Consider the following 17,629-nt stretch of genomic DNA (forward strand, 5'->3'; position numbering starts at 1 on the left):
CTTAGTGAGACAAATAAAAAAAGCGAAGAGCTCGAGGCTCTCCGCTTTTAAGTCAACGACTTACTCACCAGTAACGTATGGAAGTAATGCCATTTGACGTGATTTTTTAATCGCTAATGTCAATTTACGTTGATACTTAGCGCTAGTTCCTGTTACACGACGAGGTAAAATTTTACCACGCTCAGAAACAAACTTTCTAAGAAGATCAACATCTTTGTAATCGATGTGCGTGATACCGTTAGAAGTAAAGAAACATACCTTACGACGTTTCGCACGACCGCCTCTGCGTCCACCTGCCATTTGTTTTCACACCTTTCCTTTAGTCAATTTTTCAGATCAATTAGAATGGCAAATCATCATCGGAGATGTCAATCGGTTTACCATCATTCGCAAATGGATCATCATTGAAGCTATTTCCCTGATTACGATTTTGTTGGTTGCTTTGATTGCCATATGGATTTTGATTTGGTTCATTTCCGAATGGATTCTGATCGTTTTGGCTACCGCCATAATACTGGCCTCCGCTATTGCCACCGCCGCTGTATCCACCTGAACCAGCACCGCCGCTCTTAGGCTCAAGAAATTGAACACTTTCAGCTTGAACCTCTGTCACGAAGACACGCTGTCCTTGCTGATTTTCATAGTTTCTTGTCTGCAAACGACCGTCTACACCGGCAAGACTTCCTTTTTTCAAGAAATTAGCCACGTTCTCGGCTTGTCTTCTCCAAGTAACACAGTTAATGAAATCGGCTTCACGCTCTCCAGATTGATTCGTAAACGTACGATTCACAGCTAGAGTAAACGTGGCTACAGCCGCACCATTAGGCGTGTAGCGAAGCTCAGGGTCTTTTGTTAGTCTTCCGACCAATACAACACGGTTTAGCATATTGAAAGACCACCTTTAAATATATATTTCAATGATTTATACTTCTTCTTTAACAACAATGTGGCGAATGATATCGTCACTGATCTTAGCTAAGCGGTCAAATTCTTGAACTGCTGCAGCGTCAGATTGAACGTTTACGATTTGGTAGAAGCCTTCACGGAAATCGTTGATTTCGTATGCAAGACGACGTTTACCCCAATCCTTTGTTCCAGTGATCTCCGCACCGTTAGAAGTTAACACGTTATTGAAACGCTCGATAACTGCTTTTTTAGCCTCATCGTCAACTGTTGGGCGGATGATGTACATAACTTCGTACTTTCTCATCTGATTGCACCTCCTTTTGGTCTAAGCGGCCCTAAACGGGCAAGGAGCAATAAATTATATTACTCACAATTGTATATTATAACAAATCTCTTGGCCTATGACAAGAACCTATACATTAAAACGGAAATGAATGACGTCTCCATCTTTCACTACATATTCTTTACCTTCTAGACGAACTTTTCCTGCCTCTTTTGCAGCAGACATGCTTCCGCCAGCAAGTAAATCCTCATATGCAACCGTTTCAGCACGAATAAATCCACGCTCGAAGTCTGTATGAATGATTCCAGCACATTCCGGTGCCTTCATTCCTTTTTTAAACGTCCAAGCGCGTACTTCCTGCTCACCTGCTGTGAAATAAGTAGCTAAGCCAAGAAGTGAATAAGATGCTTGAATCAGCTGATCTAGACCTGACTCTTTGATGCCAAGCTCTTCAAGGAACATCTGCTTCTCTTCTCCTTCAAGCTCTGCAATTTCAGACTCGATCTTCGCACAAACGACGATGACTTCAGCATTTTCACCAGAAGCAAACTCACGGATTTGCTGCACATATTCGTTACCGTCATGATCCGCTACTTCATCCTCACTCACATTTGCTACATAAAGAACTGGTTTAGATGTGAGTAAATGAAGCTGTTTCACAAGCTTCTGCTGCTCATCTGTAAATTCTACAGATCTTGCCGATTTCCCAGCTTCAAATGCGTCCATTAGCTTCGACAAAATATCAAATTCAGCTACCGCTTCCTTATCCTTTTGTTTTGCAAGCTTACTCACACGAGCCAAACGCTTTTCAACTGTTTCTAAATCAGCCAAAATTAATTCTAAATTAATGGTTTCGATATCTGACACAGGGTCAACCTTACCTGATACGTGTGTGATGTTATCATCTGCAAAAGCTCTCACCACGTGACAGATCGCATCTACTTGACGAATGTGAGAAAGGAATTTATTTCCTAAACCTTCACCTTTAGAAGCCCCTTTGACTATACCGGCAATATCAGTGAATTCAAAAGCAGTCGGAACTGTCTTTTTCGGCTGCACCAATTCTGTTAGTTTTTGCAAACGCTCGTCTGGAACTTCTACAATTCCGACGTTTGGATCAATGGTACAAAACGGATAGTTAGCAGACTCCGCTCCAGCCTGTGTAATTGCATTAAATAGCGTTGACTTCCCGACGTTAGGTAAGCCAACAATACCAGCTGTTAAAGCCATTCTTTCATCTCCTCTATATCAAACGTGCTCGTTATACTGCGTAATATGAACCTAGAGCAATTATAAGTAGGTTTACATGAAAAGACAAGCTAACCGTTATGCATTATCAATAGAAGAAACATTGCCAAAAAGGATTAATCAGTGCTTTAAAACGCGAATTTACACCTGCTTCTTCTATACAAAAGACGAATTTCATCAAAAAAGCATGAGGCCTGCTTAAGCAGTTGGCTCCTCATGCTTGACGAGAATTTTCTTCATTTTTCGGTCAAAGTCTCTTCTTGGGATCATCACGCTGTGCCCGCAGCCTTCACATTTAATGCGAATATCCATGCCCAATCGAATAACTTTCCACCGATTGACACCACATGGATGGGGTTTCTTCATTTCAACGACGTCATGTAACCCAAACGCTTTGTCTGCCATCAGCCTTCACCTCTCTTGCTCACTTCATTGAATCTATTGTACAAAAAAACGGCGATGAAGAGCAATGTACAAAACAAAGAACCTCTTTCAATCATTCATCCTATTCTTTTTTATAGAAAAAACCCTTCTTTTAGATCATTTTATTTGTGACCAATAGTTACTTAAACTCCGCTTTTTTTCAATATTGTCACAAACACTGTAGGTCAAAAGGTTTTTATTGGTAGAACGCTGTGGTTTTTCCATATTTTTTGATTTATGATATCTGCATAAATGTTATGTGAGGGAGCAGGTACGATGGTCAATCGAAAGGATAGATTAACTGATAAAGAATATAAAATCATATCCGATCATGCTGGAAACATAGACAATTACCAGCAGCACCATACGATAGAAATAGGTCAGCAAACGCTCACTGTCCATGATTTTCTCAAGGTCGATCATCAATTATATGGTTTAACGATGCAGCCGGAACAATCAGACGAGTTCATCGTCGCTTTTCACTGTCCGCAGCCAAATCAAATGCCGGTGACCTCGCCACAAGATGTACACACCGCGGCACAGTCATTGCTCAAAACGGATTATGCCTATCCCATTGAAAGGAAGTCCCTTGATGGCAATCAAGATCATGTCTTTTTTAAAGGAAAGGAATACATAGAGCAAGTCTGTCAGCAGCATCCAAATGCAGGTATCTATCTCACTGGACAAGCCCTTGCCGGTGCTGTTTGTGCTTATGTTGCAACAGAACAGCCAGCTGTCAAAAAAGCCGTCACCTTTGATAGCCCAAATATATGGAGCAGTCTGTCGCCTGCGATTCAGCAGAAAGCGCAGCAAGGTCAATACACACGGATATTGACTGAATATATTCAACCTAGTCATTATGTAGGTTTACTCAATCGTCATGATCATGGGGTTGGTCAAGTCAAGTATACTGTACCGCCACGGCAGCAAGACGCCGTCCAAGAACCCGTTACATACAAAAAAAGAGAAATTGACACCTTTTTAAAATCAGCATTTGCGTCTATGAATATAGAATGGAACGAATCCTTTGATACAAATGCTTTTTTAGCTCTTATTTCTGGGAGTTACAAAGTAAATGGGTATTCATTTCACACAGATGGGTCTGCCCGTATTTTAGATGAACAGCTTGATCATAATACAAGTTTTACAGCCATGCTGTTGCAAGAAATCCATTCTGGACGTGCATATGCACAAAGCGGCCTTGAAATTATCATAAAATCCCATTTACTGAAAAATTCATCCTACGATCTCCAAAGCGTTATTGAACATGAAGTACACACTATATTTGAGAAAATCGATGGGATCGATGAAAGTGTAAAAGACGCCGTCCAGCATGTAAAACAGGAGCTCAAAGGACTCGTCGGCTTTGGTCACTATGATTTACTAAGTCCTAGTGATGTGGAAGCACTAGTAGAGGAAGTGAGGATGGAACAACATCATTCCTCCTTTTATTCACACGAAAAACAGCTGAATGCCTTGTACACCCTGAGAGATTACGAACAAGAACTTTCTACCCTTTCAAGACATATGTACACAATGGGTGATGACTACGCCAAGGCAGATAGACGCCTTGCGATGCAAATGGGTATTCATTAAGAAAGGAGTCATCGCATGATCAATCAAAATAAACCTCCTAGTGACGCCCAGCGTTTCTTGCAAAATGTGAGTGCCCGCCGCTCCATGTCTGTATTTGAAAGTCAATCGGCACCGCAAACACAGACGCAGTCCCCCGAAGAAATGGCCGCAATTCAGGCCATACGCAGAGAAGGACAGCGAAAGGATCTAAAACGGCTGCTCAAAATGCGGCTTCATGACGAATTAGCAAACACTCGCGTGCACTTGGAGTATCAATTGTCTAAAACCGAAGACATGATCAACCAAACGACCATTGTCAAACAACACATCTCCCAGCATTTAAAGGGACAAGCCATTTCAGAATTAGAGGAACGACTTCAGCGTCTCAAGCAAATGCCAGTCTATGATGATATCAAAGACGCCATTGATTCTATTGGGATAAAATAAGCACCGCTCTGACAAAGAGAGGCGCTTATTTTATTTTATCAATATAATTTTTAGAGCGGGAAAATATCTTTTTACTTAAAATCGGATATAGCATTAAACAGACAAGCAAATAAAGATTCAGCAAACTATATATCGGATACAAGAAAGCAATCAAATCGGCAAACCCAAGAGATGTTAAAGGCGCCATCAAAAGAAGCATCACAAGCACAACCAGCCAGCGAGGCAATGGTACAAAAGAGAGCATCCGGCTGGATAGACCAAATAAACCCGCAGCTGTCGTCGTATAAATAGCTAGACAAAGGACAACCGTCATAAACACAAACAATGATGTCGGTGCTCCTTCTAATACTGTAAACAAAGGAATGCCTTCTGCTGATAGACTCCCAGAAATATCAACCAGTATTTCGTTATACACGTACGAGATGACCCCAAAAATCAGGCCGCTTAATATACTCGCCACTTTGGCCTCTCCAAGCCCCTTCATTTCTTTCCCAACCGAAGACAGCACTGCCACCACAGATAATATATTCAAAGAGGCAAAGACAATGCTGGCAGGCCAATTGTACTGCTGCCCAAAATCAATCCGCCACATATGATCATGGTTCATATAATAAAAAACAAACGCATAGATGAGCCCCGCCACCAAAATTGGTATAATGAAAGCATTCACAGATAAGAGCCCTTTCACATCCCAGAAAAAAATCATAAATGAAAACAGACAAAATGCACCGATGCCAATCCAAAATGGTACATGATACATCTCGAGTGTCACCCCGCCACCGGCAATCATGACTGTCGTTGTCGTGAATAAATAAAGGACAATTAAAACGTCATACACTTTAGCCAGCCATGGACCGACAAGCCGCTCTAGCACTGGCACAAAGTGATCGGCACGTACCTCATAACTGATTTTCAACACCACATAGGTAGACAGCATAAACATCAATGTAAACAGTAGAATGGCTAGTCCGCTATCAATGCCAAAAAACTGCCAAATTTCTTGGCCGGAAGCATACCCCGCTCCTATTAAGCTTCCTAAAATTAAAAGCGTCCACCTTGAACCAGCCTTCCACACAATCATCACCTCATAGGTATAGAATTAAGCTTGTTTCCGTATACTGTTACTAACTACTATGACAAGGAAGTGAGACCTATGAATAGCAAGAACGGTCTTTTTTTTAGAAATAGGGTGAAAGAATACGTGTCCCATACGGATACAAATGCCATTCAACAGCTTAAAAGTATTTTATTCTCGCATCTTCAGAAAGCAGGAAAAAGACCCGTTGCCATCGTTTGTATTGGAACAGACCGCTCAACTGGCGACTCTCTAGGTCCACTTGTTGGTACAAAGCTTTCAGGTCTGGATTTGAAAAAGCTTCATGTATATGGAACGCTCTCTGACCCAGTTCATGCGGTCAATTTAAAAGAAAAGCTCGCTGAAATTGAACAAGCTCATAAACATCCGTTTATTGTAGCGATTGATGCCTGTTTAGGAAGAGTGAAAAGTGTAGGCTCCTTCCAAATTGGAGATGGACCGTTAAAGCCTGGGGCGGGTGTACAAAAGGAGCTGCCAGAGGTAGGAGATATTCATATTAATGGAATCGTCAATGTGAGCGGTTTTATGGAATACTTCGTTCTCCAAAACACACGTCTTCATCTTGTCATGTCTATGGCCAATACACTTTCTGAAAGTCTATCTCACATTGATCAAATGGATTGGACAAGAGAAAAAAATCGGTCCCTTTTCGCTCCTATTCAAAATATCACCGGCAGAATATAAAAAAGACCATCTCGTATCAAGATGGTCACTCTGATGATTCTCTCGTAGAAAGCAATTCGAGGATTCTTTCTAAATCTTCGTTGGAGAGAAATTCAATCTCAATTTTTCCTTTTTTCTTCTGTTTCTTGATCGTCACTGAAGTGCCAAAGTAGTTTTGTAAGAAAGACTCTCTTTCTTTCAAGACTCGATCCTTTGGTGCTTCTTTTTTCTTTGTTTCACGTGGAACATTTTCGTTTAACTGCTGAACAAGTTTCTCAACCTGGCGTACGTTTAACCCCTCATCCACGATTTTCTTTACCAATGGCGCTAGCTTATTTTTGTTTTTCAAGCTAAGCAATGTTCTTCCATGTCCCATCGACAACGTTCCATCTTCAATCAGCTTTTGTACTTCATCCGGTAAAGTCAAAAGGCGAAGATGGTTCGCAATATGCGGTCTGCTCTTCCCTAATCGCTTCGCTAATTCCTCTTGCGTCACACTGAGGTGATCTAGCAAGGAAGCATAGGCTTCCGCTTCTTCTAATGGAGATAAATCCTCGCGCTGCAGGTTTTCTAAAAGGGCAATCTCTCTCATCAGCGTTTCTGAAAATTCTCTGACGATCGCAGGAATCGTTGTCAGACCAGCTTGCTGTGCTGCACGGAAACGACGTTCACCTGCTACAATGTCATATCCTTTAATCGATTTACGGACAATGATCGGCTGTAAAACTCCGTGCTGCTGAATTGATTCTTTCAGATCAGCCAATGCATCATCATCAAACGTTTTCCTTGGCTGATACGGGTTCGGACGCAAATCCTTTAATTTGATTTCTTCGACCGTTTCTTCATTTGAGTCTACATTGTTAAATAGTGCATTAATACCCTTTCCAAGACCTTTAGCCATTCGCATCCACTTCCTTTGCTAAGTCTAAATAGACATCTGCACCTCTTGAACGTGGATCATACAAGATAATCGGTTTCCCATGACTAGGCGCTTCACTCAGTCTCACATTTCGCGGAATCACGGTCTGATAGACTTTATCTCTAAAGTATTTCTTCACTTCTTCGATGACCTGAATCCCAAGATTTGTTCGTGCATCAAGCATTGTCAGCAAGACACCTTCAATGGCAAGATCCGTATTTAAATGTTTCTGCACGAGACGAACTGTGTTTAACAATTGGCTCAATCCTTCAAGCGCATAATATTCACACTGTACCGGGATTAAAACGGAATCGGAAGCTGTTAACGCATTAATCGTCAGTAATCCGAGTGATGGCGGGCAGTCAATAATCATATAATCATAATTTTGCTTAACAGATTCAAGTGCTCTCTTCAATCTCACTTCACGTGAAATCGTAGGCACAAGCTCTATTTCAGCCCCTGCAAGCTGTATCGTCGCAGGAATGACATCAAGATTTTCGACCTCTGTCGTCTTAATCACATCAAGGACATCTGCATCATCAACTAAAATATCATACACACACTTCTCTACGTCGGCCTTCTCAATCCCAATACCACTCGTGGCATTGCCCTGCGGATCAATATCAACTAACAACACTCGTTTACCTATGTATGCTAAACACGCACTCAAATTAACAGAAGTTGTCGTCTTCCCGACGCCGCCCTTCTGGTTGGTAATCGCTATGATTTTTCCCACGATGTCACCCACTTTCAACTTAACAAGTTTCTCATTTTATTCATACTTCCTATTCTATCAAAAAAAGTATGAAACGTTTGCTTTTTTTGTTTCTCCATTATATATTCGTCAGCAAATGTCTATTTTCGTACATGAAAGGACGAACCAAAACGCATTAAAAAATATATCAATATATCTTTTTAGTGGAAAAGACAAGCATAAAAAACCCTCACTTTCATCAAAAGTGAGGGGCACATGTCAAAAATGTAATCCACCAATTTTACGGCCTTCGTTCACAATGACTTTAGGAGTCACTGTATGATAGCTTCTCTTTTTTAAGAATCCGTAGGGGGTTTTAATGGTATATGTCGCATGTCCCAAAGCGTCACCAGTTTTGGCATAGGCCTGCCACACAATCTTTGAACAATACGTCGGATCGAGTGATTGAATTGACAGGGTGATGGAGTATCGAGCCTTTGGATGAGTTTTCACATAATCGTGCGCCCATTCCCCTGCCAGGTCTGCTGTTTCCTCTTGATTAATCCGAATTACCTTTGTATTGGCATTATAGCGAAACCAGTTAAGAATGGAATCAAGCTGAGGATGCTGTCGAAACCCTGGAATAGAAGCAAAGCTTTTCTCATTAATGACGATACCTGCATGTCCAACGATACCCTTCAAAGCATCAGTACTTGTCACCAATATATCTCCTTTTTTAGGCATAATATCGGTACCAGGATACGGCTTTCCTAAAAGGTGCTTGATGGTGTGCGGCTTTTCATCCGTTACCAACTCATCCTGCTTGTTTTGTTGTAAGCCATAGTCCTTCAAATCATCGCTAGCTGAAATCAAGTCAATTGTGTCGTCCTGAGACTCATGCTCATGATTTAATTGCTGTAAAGTGACCTCCTTAGAAACAACACCTTGTTTCTTCAGAACGTTCAGTTCTTTTTTGGCCAGCGGGCTTTCTTCTGCAGGAGCCGTTGGCGAATTCACAGCAAATATGGTTGTTTCATTTGTAAAAAGAAAAAAAGAAAATAGTAAATAACAAATAATAACAAATTTCGTCTTTTTCATTTTCATCGAGTCATGTCACCTCCTTTCTTCCATTAAAATCATATTCTACCAATTTATGAATAATAAGTAAATATATTGTGGAACCAATAAAAAAAGCTGACGAGTGGCTCTCATCAGCTTTTTTCTATTTAGGAATCCGAATCGTTAATTGGATATATTCCTCAAACTCTTCTTCCTCGGTATTTATTTTAAGCCCGCTGTCTTCTACCATATGGAGAGACTGACGAATGGTATTCATCGCAATTCGTGTATCACGACTAAACGCCTTACGTTTTGGCTTCGGTTTGCGATCTGTTTTTTGTTCAAGCATTTTCACTACACGCTCTTCAGTCTGTTTTACATTCAGCTGCTTTTCGATGATTTCCTGCAATAGCGCGATTTGTAATTCTGGAAGCTTTAGGGGTACAAGTGAACGTGCATGCCTTTCAGAGATTTTTTTCTCTAAAATGGCCTGTTGTACCTCTTCAGGCAACTTTAAAAGTCTTAATTTGTTTGCAACAGTTGATTGTCCCTTGCCTAAACGCTGAGCAAGCGCCTCCTGTGTTAAATCATGAAGCTCTAAAAGACGTGCATAAGCATGAGCCTCTTCAATAGCAGACAGCTCTTCCCTTTGCAAATTTTCAATCAATGCCACAGATGCCGTTTCCGTATCAGTAAAGTCTTTTATAATAGCGGGGATTTTCTCCCATTGAAGAGTCTGTACCGCTCTCCAACGTCTTTCGCCGGCGATCAGTTCATATTTACCTTCTTCTTCTGTTGGTCTGACAACAATAGGTTGGATAATGCCATGGGTATGAATCGTCGTGGCCAGCTCATGTATCTTTTCTTCTGAAAAAATGGTGCGTGGCTGAAAACGGTTTGGCATAATTGTGTCGACCGGGAGCTCCTGTATCTCTTCCTTTAATGTATCATGCTCAGCAATCTCTGCCTCTATTTCGGTTTCACGCTCAGGATGTTCTTTGTCACCAAGCCCGAAGAAGCGTGAGAGTGAATGCTTCATGAACCTACACCACCTTTAAAAACTACCTTTTTATAATTCTATTTTCTCATGTTTTTTCCTTCTGTAAAATCTTAAATATTGAAGAAAAACCGACCTTTTACATGATCAACCTTCTATTGGTGATTTATTAGGTGTTCCTGGTTTTCTAGGATATTTTTTTGGTGTTTGCTTTTTCTTTTCAATGACAATGATGTTCCGTTCGCTTTCTTCTAAAGGAAGAACAAAGGAATGCTTTTCAACAACCTCTCCTCCGAGGACAGTAACAGCTTTTTTCCCTGCTTGCATTTCTTCATCAGCGGCAGATGCTTTTAATGCAACAAACAATCCTTCCTTTTTTACAAGGGGCAGACATAGTTCGCTCAAGACGGATAAACGCGCAACCGCTCTAGCAGTGACAAGATCATAGCTTTCACGCTTTTCCTTACGTTGTCCAAACGTCTCCGCACGATCATGATAAAAAGTAGTATCTTGTAAGTTTAACCCTTTTGCTAACTCATTGAGAAACGTAATTCGTTTCTGAAGAGAATCAACAATGGTTACATGTAGATGAGGGAAGCAAATTTTAAGAGGAATGCTTGGGAAACCAGCACCAGCTCCAATATCGCAAATCGTCGTCACTTTGTGAAAATCAATAAAAAATGCTGCTGAAATTGAATCATAAAAATGCTTTAAATACACTTCTTCCTTTTCAGTAATGGACGTTAAATTCATCTTCTCGTTCCATTCTACAAGCATGCGGAAGTAAGTTTCAAATTGTTCAAGCTGCACAGGAGAAAGAGTCATCCCTTTCTCCTCTAGTGCTGCTGTAAATTGTTCAATGTTCATGCCGACATCCTTTCTATTCTGCTATCTTCGCAATACGTCCCTGCTCTAAATATACTAAAAGGATAGAAATATCAGCAGGGTTAACGCCTGAAATACGAGAAGCCTGTGCAACAGAAAGCGGTCGGACTTCTTTCAGCTTTTGTTTCGCTTCAGTTGCAATTCCTTTGATGGCATCATAATCAATACGATCAGGAATCTTTTTGTTCTCCATCTTTTTCAGCTTTTCAACTTGTTGGAGTGACTTTTCAATATAACCTTCGTATTTAATTTGAATCTCTACCTGCTCACACACATCAGAAGGAAGTGGTATTTCAGCAGGAGCTAACGTCACAACAGATTCATAGTTCATTTCTGGACGCTTCATCAAATCACTTGCACGAATACCGTCCTTCAGCTCACTTCCACCAAGTGTACGAATAAATTCTTGTGTCTCTGCTGTAGGTTTGATGATGACAGAATATAAACGTTTTTTCTCTGCTTCAATGGCTTCTTTTTTCTGCTGGAATGTCTGGAATCTTTCTTGAGAAATTAATCCAATATGATAGCCAAGTTCAGTTAATCTTAAATCCGCATTGTCATGACGAAGAAGCAAACGATACTCTGCACGGGATGTTAAAAGACGGTAAGGTTCATTTGTTCCCTTTGTGACAAGGTCATCAATGAGAACACCGATATATGCATCAGATCGGCTTAAAATGACTTCTTCTTTACCCAATGCTTTTCTTCCTGCATTAATACCTGCCATAATTCCTTGACCTGCTGCTTCCTCATAGCCAGACGTACCATTAATTTGGCCCGCTGTATATAATCCAGAAATTTTCTTCGTCTCAAGTGTAGGCCACAATTGAGTAGGCACAATTGCATCATACTCAATGGCATAACCCGCTCTCATCATTTGTACATTTTCGAGCCCTGGGATGGTGGAAAGCATGCGCTGCTGTACATCCTCTGGAAGACTTGTAGATAATCCTTGAACATACACTTCCTGCGTATTACGACCTTCTGGCTCTAAGAAAATTTGATGTCTCGGTTTGTCATTGAAACGAACCACTTTATCTTCAATAGAAGGGCAGTATCTAGGACCAGTTCCTTTAATCATACCTGAATACATTGGAGAACGGTGAAGATTCTCATCAATAATTTGATGTGTTTCTAAACTCGTATATGTTAACCAGCATGGCAGTTGGTCTGTAATATATTCAACCGTTTCATAGGAGAACGCCCGCGGAACATCATCACCTGGTTGAATTTCTGTTTTACTATAGTCAATCGAGTGACTATTCACTCGAGGAGGTGTTCCTGTTTTAAAGCGAACCAAATCGAATCCTAACTCTGCTAGGTGATCCGATAATTTGATTGATGGCTGCTGGTTATTAGGACCACTTGAATACGATAGATCCCCTAAAATAATGCGGCCTTTTAAGAAAGTCCCAGTCGTTAATACAACAGACTTCGCACGATAGTTTGCTCCTGTTTGGGTAACGACACCTTTACATTCATCATCTTCTACAATTAAATGATCCACCATACCTTGAAGCATTGTCAGGTTCGGTTCATTTTCCATTGTTTTTTTCATTTCATGCTGATATTGGAACTTATCTGCTTGCGCTCTTAACGCACGGACAGCAGGTCCTTTCCCCGTATTCAGCATGCGCATTTGGATATGCGTCTTATCTATATTTCGTGCCATTTCTCCGCCCAGTGCATCAATTTCTCTAACGACAATCCCTTTTGCAGGACCGCCTACGGACGGATTACATGGCATAAAAGCAACCATATCGAGGTTGATAGTCAATACAAGTGTTTTGGCGCCCTGTCTTGCAGAAGCAAGAGCAGCCTCAACCCCAGCATGACCGGCACCCACGACGATGACGTCATAATTGCCAGCTTCATAACCCATTTCTTATGTTCCTCCCTTTACTTTCCTAAACAAAATTGAGAGAATAGCTGATCAATCAAGCTTTCATGAACAGCATCTCCTATAATTTCACCGAGCTGTTCCCAGCAGCGTGTTAAATCTATTTGAACAATGTCAATCGGTACGTCCATTTCAATGCCTTCAAGAGCATCCTCAATTGATTGTTTTGCTGCCTGAAGGAGGGCAATATGCCTTGTATTACTTACATACGTTAAATCTCCACTTTCAATTGATCCAGTGAAGAACAGTGATTGAATCGCCATTTCAAGCTCATCAATGCCCTTTTCTTGTAATAATGATGTGGTGACGACCGGACGATCCTTCGCTAACTGCTTGACCTTTTCTACATCAAGCTTAGGCTCAAGGTCTGTCTTATTCACAATCACGATGATATCCATACCTGAGACAGCCTCAAAAAGCTTCATATCTTCTTCTGATAATTCTTCGCTATAATTGAGCACAAGTAAAATCAGGTCAGCTTCTTTTAAGACCTGTCTAGATCGTTCAACCCCTATACGCTCAACAATGTCCTCAGTCTCACGTATACCCGCAGTATCGACTAGACGAAGAGGTACACCTCTTACATTCACATATTCCTCAATGACATCTCTGGTAGTTCCAGGAATATCTGTGACAATCGCCTTTGTTTCCTGTACAAGGCTATTCAGCAAGGAAGACTTTCCAACATTCGGCCTTCCTATAATCACAGTGGATAAGCCCTCTCGAAGGATTTTCCCTTGCTGAGAAGTCGAGAGCAGCGACTCAATTTCTTTTTTGACCGATGTCGCTTTTTCCACTAAGACGCGATGTGTCATTTCTTCAACATCGTCATACTCAGGGTAGTCAATATTGACTTCAATATGCGCCAGTGTTTCTAGGATCTCGCCGCGCAGTCGCTGAACCAAACCGGAGAGGCGTCCCTCCATTTGAGTGATTGCTACGTTCATCGCACGATCAGTCTTTGCCCGAATCAAGTCCATAACAGCCTCTGCTTGCGAAAGATCTATTCTTCCATTTAAGAAAGCACGTTTTGTGAACTCACCTGGCTCCGCTAATCTTGCTCCTTCTCTTAAAGCAAGCTGCAATACTTTATTGACCGTTACAATTCCGCCATGGCAGTTAATCTCAATAACGTCTTCTCTCGTAAATGTTTTTGGCGCTCGAAGTACTGACACCATGACCTCTTCTATTACTTGATCAGTACTTGAATCCACAATATGACCATAATGAATTGTATGGGAATCCACTGCTACAAGTTTTTTCTCCTTAGGCCCTTTATACATCCGATCAGCGATCTGTACCGCATCAGGCCCACTTAAACGAATAATCGCAATTGCTCCTTCACCCATCGGTGTAGAAATGGCTGCAATTGTATCCATCACTCAATCACCTCTTTCTCTACTTAATAGACAGTCTTTTATCTATTAAATGGACGTTGTCCATCTCTATATCAAAAACGCTTAATCCAAAATTTAAAGATACCATAAATGAAAGCGAAGTGAAAGTATCCCATATCTAATTATCCACAGCTTTGCATCCTATCTATTTTAACACTTAACTTATCCACATGTGAATAACGACGTTCTAAACTTATCTTCACATCTTACACCGAAATCCAATAAATTTAAACGCCCTGATCCCTTTGCTTACTTGTAAAAATGGCGTTTTCCACTCATATCACACACTAATTTTTTAGAAATAAAGGATGAATCTTCTATAGAAAGACAATTTTTCAATAAAAAAAGACTAAAATCCAGCTTTGCTGAATTCTAGCCTTTCTGTTATTTTTTATACAGCACCACAACATGACGCTTGCTGCCTGTATCTTCCGATGCCGTTGCAAGTTCTTTAGAAAATGCGGCGATCGTATCATGAATTACTTTTCGTTCATTAGAAGGCATTGGTTCTAAATGAACCTTTCTCTTCGTTTTTAAAACTCTGTTTGCTGTCTTGACGGCATATTGTTCAAGTGCTTCTTGTCGCTTCTTCCTATAATCTCCAATATCAATGGTAATATGATGATACTGATCAGAATAGCGATTAAATACTAGCTGTACCAATGTTTCTAAAGAGTACAAAGTTTGTCCTCTTTTTCCAATCATTAATGACGTTTTATCTCCATCAATGTGGAAAGAAATCTTTTTCGGTTCCTTTTTGGAAACAATCTTCGCTTTAGGATCAATTGATTTAACAATATTATCTAAATACTGTGTAGCTAATTTAAGAGCATTTCTCTTTTCTATCAACTTGACTACAGCTTGTCTTTTGCCAAATAATCCCAAGAAACCTTTATTTCCTTCATCAACTATTGTGATATCTACTTCTTCTTTTAGAAGTTGAATTTGTTTAAGTCCGGAATCTACTGCTTCTTCGATTGTGCGACCGACAGCAGTTATTTCCTTCATTTTTTATTCCCGCCAGCTTTTTCTTTTGTATCCAATTTTACTTGAGGAGTTTTAATCACTAATGTTTGGATGATCATGAAAATGTTACCTACAACCCAGTACAATGAAAGTGCTGCTGGGAAACTAATGGCAAATACAATGATCATAATCGGCATAACCCATAGCATGATAGCCATTTGAGGGTTGTCCGAAGGATTTCCAGCCATCATCAGTTTTTGCTGAATGAAAGTAGCTACCCCCGCAATGATCGGTAATAGGAACAATGGATCTGGACTGCCTAAGTCAAACCATAAAAATGTATGCTTTTTAATTTCTGCTGTTCTCATAATCGCATGATAAAAACCAATTAGGATTGGCATCTGAATTAAAATCGGGAAACATCCAGCTAATGGATTGACGCCATTTTTTTGGAAAAGGGCCATTGTTTCCTGTTGAAGCTGCTGCTGAGTTTTTTGGTCTTTAGAGCTATATTTTTCACGAAGCTTTTTCAATTCAGGCTGCAATGCTTGCATTGCTTTTGTACTTCTTAACTGCTTAATCATTAATGGTAAAATGAGCAAGCGGATTAACAGTGTCACAATAATGATCGCAACCCCGTAGTTTTCACCAGTCAAATTTGCCATGTACGTGATTAATTGAGATAGCGGGTAAACAATATAAGAATTCCAGAATCCCTTACTATCTGATGTGATTGGTTCATTGATTTGTGTACATCCTGCCAATAGAACCAACACGCCAATCAAGCTAAATATTAGTAATAATCGCCTTTTCAACAAGATTCCTCCCATTACTTCAAACTTTATTTAAGTTGGAATTGATTACGAAAGTGACTCACCTAATCAGTATGGTAACATTTTTTCATTACAAAGTGGTGGTTTCATTTTAATTCACTAGATGAAGGAAGCGCTTTTAAAAATTGATTCAACGAAAGTTTCTATTACGAAGACTTTTTCGGTTGTTGTTGATAAACAGCGGATTTTCTAAATAAATGTTGGAGAGACTTCTTTGTTTCTTCAAAGGTCAATTCACTTGCTGGTTTTCTTGCAATGACAATGTAGTCTTTTTCTTGCTTTAACTTATGACCTTCCTCTAAAAACACCTGGCGGATCAGTCGTTTAATTCGATTTCTCATCACTGCATTACCAATCTTCTTACTGACAGACAATCCCAAACGCAGTTCATCTTGATTTGGTTGATCCAGCTGGTAAATAACGAATTGACGATTCGCCATTGATTGACCTTTTCTGAACACTTTTTGAAACTCTTCATTTTTTTTTAGCCTGTTTCGCTTCTTCATGTTTTCTTCCACTCCGATAAAAACTGACAGTTCATTTACGATTTTATGTAAAAAAGACCACTGACATTATTCAGTGGCCTAAGCTGATAATTTTTTTCTACCTTTGCTGCGGCGTCGCTTTAAAACTAGACGTCCGTTTTTAGAACTCATACGGCTGCGGAAGCCATGAACTTTACTACGCTTACGGTTATTTGGTTGAAACGTTCTTTTCATTTATGACACCTCCCTGAGGAATAGCTGTTTAAGACAGTCTAACTCATTATATTTGTGTAACCCATCGATTGTCAATATCAATGATAAAACTCTTATTATCAACCTTATAAGCATAACATAATTTATCAAACGAAGAAACCTTCTTTTTCAGTTTCCAGCATTTTATTCTTTTTTCCTCCTAAAAGGCCTGCAAAACAAGGGTGTGGATATTTTTCCGGCATATTTAGACTATCCACATCCATTATCGACATTTTTTTCACACAAATAACCGATGTGGATAATTATTTTTCAACAGGATGTAAAGTGTGTGGATAAGTTTGTGACACCCATTGCACCATCTTGTTTATTTTGATATTATATTTGTGTTTTAACTCTTAATTACTTATCTGACCTATTTGCGTTATCCACAAATTGTGGATAAGCTGTGGAAAGATATTACACAGGCTGTTGAATTATTTATCCACAGACTGTGTAATTTGTCGAAAAGACGTTTTTCTACTATATTATTTGTTTTCAACAACGTATGTGCACGAATGGTGATGACCATTTGCTCTTTTTCGTGTTCTATAACAGTTTGATATTGGTCATTTTATAAAGAAAAGGAGGGGGGAGAAGCCTT

The 17,629-nt window shown here is 40.1% G+C and carries 20 protein-coding genes; 3 read left to right on the forward strand and 17 right to left on the reverse strand.

What is annotated here, in order from left to right; genetic code table 11:
* Positions 1 to 60: 60 nt before the first annotated feature.
* The 5 genes from rpsR to GKC25_RS18300 form a co-directional block, all read right to left on the reverse strand.
* Positions 61 to 300, reverse strand: a complete 240-nt coding sequence (gene rpsR / locus GKC25_RS18280; protein WP_008347556.1) for a 30S ribosomal protein S18 — start codon at positions 298 to 300, stop codon at positions 61 to 63.
* 40 nt (positions 301 to 340) lie between these two features.
* Entirely contained in the window at positions 341 to 886 is a 546-nt protein-coding gene (gene ssbA / locus GKC25_RS18285; RefSeq protein ID WP_034660649.1) for a single-stranded DNA-binding protein SsbA, read from the reverse strand.
* A 36-nt stretch (positions 887 to 922) separates the two neighbouring features.
* Complete coding sequence (gene rpsF / locus GKC25_RS18290) at positions 923 to 1,210, reverse strand: 30S ribosomal protein S6 (protein WP_003215073.1); 288 nt, start codon at positions 1,208 to 1,210, stop codon at positions 923 to 925.
* Positions 1,211 to 1,318: 108 nt separating this feature from the next.
* Positions 1,319 to 2,419: a redox-regulated ATPase YchF gene (gene ychF / locus GKC25_RS18295; RefSeq protein WP_034660650.1), complete on the reverse strand. Its 1,101-nt coding sequence runs from the start codon at positions 2,417 to 2,419 to the stop codon at positions 1,319 to 1,321.
* A 216-nt stretch (positions 2,420 to 2,635) separates the two neighbouring features.
* A complete protein-coding gene (locus tag GKC25_RS18300) occupies positions 2,636 to 2,842 on the reverse strand; it encodes a DUF951 domain-containing protein (RefSeq protein ID WP_342689874.1) in 207 nt (68 codons plus the stop codon).
* Positions 2,843 to 3,136: 294 nt separating this feature from the next.
* On the opposite strand from GKC25_RS18300, the gene GKC25_RS18305 reads away from it, so the two are divergent.
* Both GKC25_RS18305 and GKC25_RS18310 read left to right on the forward strand, forming a co-directional pair.
* Positions 3,137 to 4,456, forward strand: a complete 1,320-nt coding sequence (locus GKC25_RS18305) for a phage hydrolase (protein WP_034660651.1) — start codon at positions 3,137 to 3,139, stop codon at positions 4,454 to 4,456.
* A gap of 15 nt (positions 4,457 to 4,471) precedes the next feature.
* Positions 4,472 to 4,882 (forward strand): hypothetical protein, encoded by a 411-nt coding sequence (locus GKC25_RS18310; RefSeq protein WP_034660652.1) that lies wholly within the window; start codon positions 4,472 to 4,474, stop codon positions 4,880 to 4,882.
* A gap of 25 nt (positions 4,883 to 4,907) precedes the next feature.
* On the opposite strand, the gene GKC25_RS18315 is transcribed toward GKC25_RS18310, so the two are convergent.
* Complete coding sequence (locus GKC25_RS18315) at positions 4,908 to 5,963, reverse strand: YkvI family membrane protein (protein WP_080869565.1); 1,056 nt, start codon at positions 5,961 to 5,963, stop codon at positions 4,908 to 4,910.
* A 72-nt stretch (positions 5,964 to 6,035) separates the two neighbouring features.
* Between GKC25_RS18315 and yyaC the strand changes: the two genes are divergently transcribed.
* The gene (gene yyaC / locus GKC25_RS18320; RefSeq protein WP_034660655.1) at positions 6,036 to 6,662 is read left to right on the forward strand and encodes a spore protease YyaC; all 627 of its coding nucleotides are present in this window, start codon (positions 6,036 to 6,038) and stop codon (positions 6,660 to 6,662) included.
* A gap of 25 nt (positions 6,663 to 6,687) precedes the next feature.
* On the opposite strand, the gene GKC25_RS18325 is transcribed toward yyaC, so the two are convergent.
* From GKC25_RS18325 to rpmH, 11 genes are all read right to left on the reverse strand, one after another.
* Entirely contained in the window at positions 6,688 to 7,542 is an 855-nt protein-coding gene (locus GKC25_RS18325; protein WP_034660656.1) for a ParB/RepB/Spo0J family partition protein, read from the reverse strand.
* Positions 7,535 to 8,296: a sporulation initiation inhibitor protein Soj gene (gene soj, locus GKC25_RS18330; RefSeq protein ID WP_034620351.1), complete on the reverse strand. Its 762-nt coding sequence runs from the start codon at positions 8,294 to 8,296 to the stop codon at positions 7,535 to 7,537. Before soj ends, GKC25_RS18325 begins: the two co-directional genes overlap by 8 nt.
* A 237-nt stretch (positions 8,297 to 8,533) precedes the next feature.
* Positions 8,534 to 9,358, reverse strand: a complete 825-nt coding sequence (locus GKC25_RS18335; RefSeq protein ID WP_034660658.1) for an orthopoxovirus pf05708 family protein — start codon at positions 9,356 to 9,358, stop codon at positions 8,534 to 8,536.
* 118 nt (positions 9,359 to 9,476) lie between these two features.
* On the reverse strand, positions 9,477 to 10,352 hold the full coding sequence (noc, locus tag GKC25_RS18340; RefSeq protein ID WP_034660661.1) for a nucleoid occlusion protein: 876 nt from the start codon (positions 10,350 to 10,352) through the stop codon (positions 9,477 to 9,479).
* Positions 10,353 to 10,457: 105 nt separating this feature from the next.
* Positions 10,458 to 11,177 (reverse strand): 16S rRNA (guanine(527)-N(7))-methyltransferase RsmG, encoded by a 720-nt coding sequence (gene rsmG, locus GKC25_RS18345; protein ID WP_034660662.1) that lies wholly within the window; start codon positions 11,175 to 11,177, stop codon positions 10,458 to 10,460.
* Positions 11,178 to 11,190: 13 nt separating this feature from the next.
* Positions 11,191 to 13,077, reverse strand: a complete 1,887-nt coding sequence (gene mnmG, locus GKC25_RS18350; RefSeq protein WP_034660664.1) for a tRNA uridine-5-carboxymethylaminomethyl(34) synthesis enzyme MnmG — start codon at positions 13,075 to 13,077, stop codon at positions 11,191 to 11,193.
* A gap of 17 nt (positions 13,078 to 13,094) precedes the next feature.
* Positions 13,095 to 14,474, reverse strand: coding sequence for a tRNA uridine-5-carboxymethylaminomethyl(34) synthesis GTPase MnmE (gene mnmE, locus GKC25_RS18355; RefSeq protein ID WP_034660665.1), 1,380 nt, complete (start codon positions 14,472 to 14,474; stop codon positions 13,095 to 13,097).
* Between the two features lie 402 nt (positions 14,475 to 14,876).
* Entirely contained in the window at positions 14,877 to 15,500 is a 624-nt protein-coding gene (gene jag, locus GKC25_RS18360; protein WP_034660666.1) for an RNA-binding cell elongation regulator Jag/EloR, read from the reverse strand.
* Positions 15,497 to 16,279, reverse strand: a complete 783-nt coding sequence (spoIIIJ, locus tag GKC25_RS18365) for a YidC family membrane integrase SpoIIIJ (RefSeq protein WP_095286180.1) — start codon at positions 16,277 to 16,279, stop codon at positions 15,497 to 15,499. The genes jag and spoIIIJ overlap by 4 nt, the downstream gene beginning before the upstream one ends.
* Before the next feature lie 158 nt (positions 16,280 to 16,437).
* Positions 16,438 to 16,797, reverse strand: coding sequence for a ribonuclease P protein component (rnpA, locus tag GKC25_RS18370; protein WP_034660668.1), 360 nt, complete (start codon positions 16,795 to 16,797; stop codon positions 16,438 to 16,440).
* A 78-nt stretch (positions 16,798 to 16,875) separates the two neighbouring features.
* The gene (gene rpmH, locus GKC25_RS18375; RefSeq protein ID WP_008360908.1) at positions 16,876 to 17,010 is read right to left on the reverse strand and encodes a 50S ribosomal protein L34; all 135 of its coding nucleotides are present in this window, start codon (positions 17,008 to 17,010) and stop codon (positions 16,876 to 16,878) included.
* Positions 17,011 to 17,629: the final 619 nt, after the last annotated feature.

This window comes from Bacillus pumilus (assembly GCF_038738535.1).
Lineage (GTDB): Bacteria > Bacillota > Bacilli > Bacillales > Bacillaceae > Bacillus.

Excerpts from the sequence above, each read along its gene's own strand:
- rpsR (WP_008347556.1), bottom strand. The coding sequence starts at position 300 with ATGGCAGGTGGACGCAGAGGCGGTCGTGCGAAACGTCGTAAGGTATGT.
- ssbA (WP_034660649.1), bottom strand. The coding sequence starts at position 886 with ATGCTAAACCGTGTTGTATTGGTCGGAAGACTAACAAAAGACCCTGAG.
- rpsF (WP_003215073.1), bottom strand. The coding sequence starts at position 1,210 with ATGAGAAAGTACGAAGTTATGTACATCATCCGCCCAACAGTTGACGAT.
- ychF (WP_034660650.1), bottom strand. The coding sequence starts at position 2,419 with ATGGCTTTAACAGCTGGTATTGTTGGCTTACCTAACGTCGGGAAGTCA.
- GKC25_RS18300 (WP_342689874.1), bottom strand. The coding sequence starts at position 2,842 with ATGGCAGACAAAGCGTTTGGGTTACATGACGTCGTTGAAATGAAGAAA.
- GKC25_RS18305 (WP_034660651.1), top strand. The coding sequence starts at position 3,137 with ATGGTCAATCGAAAGGATAGATTAACTGATAAAGAATATAAAATCATA.
- GKC25_RS18310 (WP_034660652.1), top strand. The coding sequence starts at position 4,472 with ATGATCAATCAAAATAAACCTCCTAGTGACGCCCAGCGTTTCTTGCAA.
- GKC25_RS18315 (WP_080869565.1), bottom strand. The coding sequence starts at position 5,963 with ATGATTGTGTGGAAGGCTGGTTCAAGGTGGACGCTTTTAATTTTAGGA.
- yyaC (WP_034660655.1), top strand. The coding sequence starts at position 6,036 with ATGAATAGCAAGAACGGTCTTTTTTTTAGAAATAGGGTGAAAGAATAC.
- GKC25_RS18325 (WP_034660656.1), bottom strand. The coding sequence starts at position 7,542 with ATGGCTAAAGGTCTTGGAAAGGGTATTAATGCACTATTTAACAATGTA.
- GKC25_RS18335 (WP_034660658.1), bottom strand. The coding sequence starts at position 9,358 with ATGAAAATGAAAAAGACGAAATTTGTTATTATTTGTTATTTACTATTT.
- noc (WP_034660661.1), bottom strand. The coding sequence starts at position 10,352 with ATGAAGCATTCACTCTCACGCTTCTTCGGGCTTGGTGACAAAGAACAT.
- rsmG (WP_034660662.1), bottom strand. The coding sequence starts at position 11,177 with ATGAACATTGAACAATTTACAGCAGCACTAGAGGAGAAAGGGATGACT.
- mnmG (WP_034660664.1), bottom strand. The coding sequence starts at position 13,077 with ATGGGTTATGAAGCTGGCAATTATGACGTCATCGTCGTGGGTGCCGGT.
- mnmE (WP_034660665.1), bottom strand. The coding sequence starts at position 14,474 with ATGGATACAATTGCAGCCATTTCTACACCGATGGGTGAAGGAGCAATT.
- jag (WP_034660666.1), bottom strand. The coding sequence starts at position 15,500 with ATGAAGGAAATAACTGCTGTCGGTCGCACAATCGAAGAAGCAGTAGAT.
- rnpA (WP_034660668.1), bottom strand. The coding sequence starts at position 16,797 with ATGAAGAAGCGAAACAGGCTAAAAAAAAATGAAGAGTTTCAAAAAGTG.
- rpmH (WP_008360908.1), bottom strand. The coding sequence starts at position 17,010 with ATGAAAAGAACGTTTCAACCAAATAACCGTAAGCGTAGTAAAGTTCAT.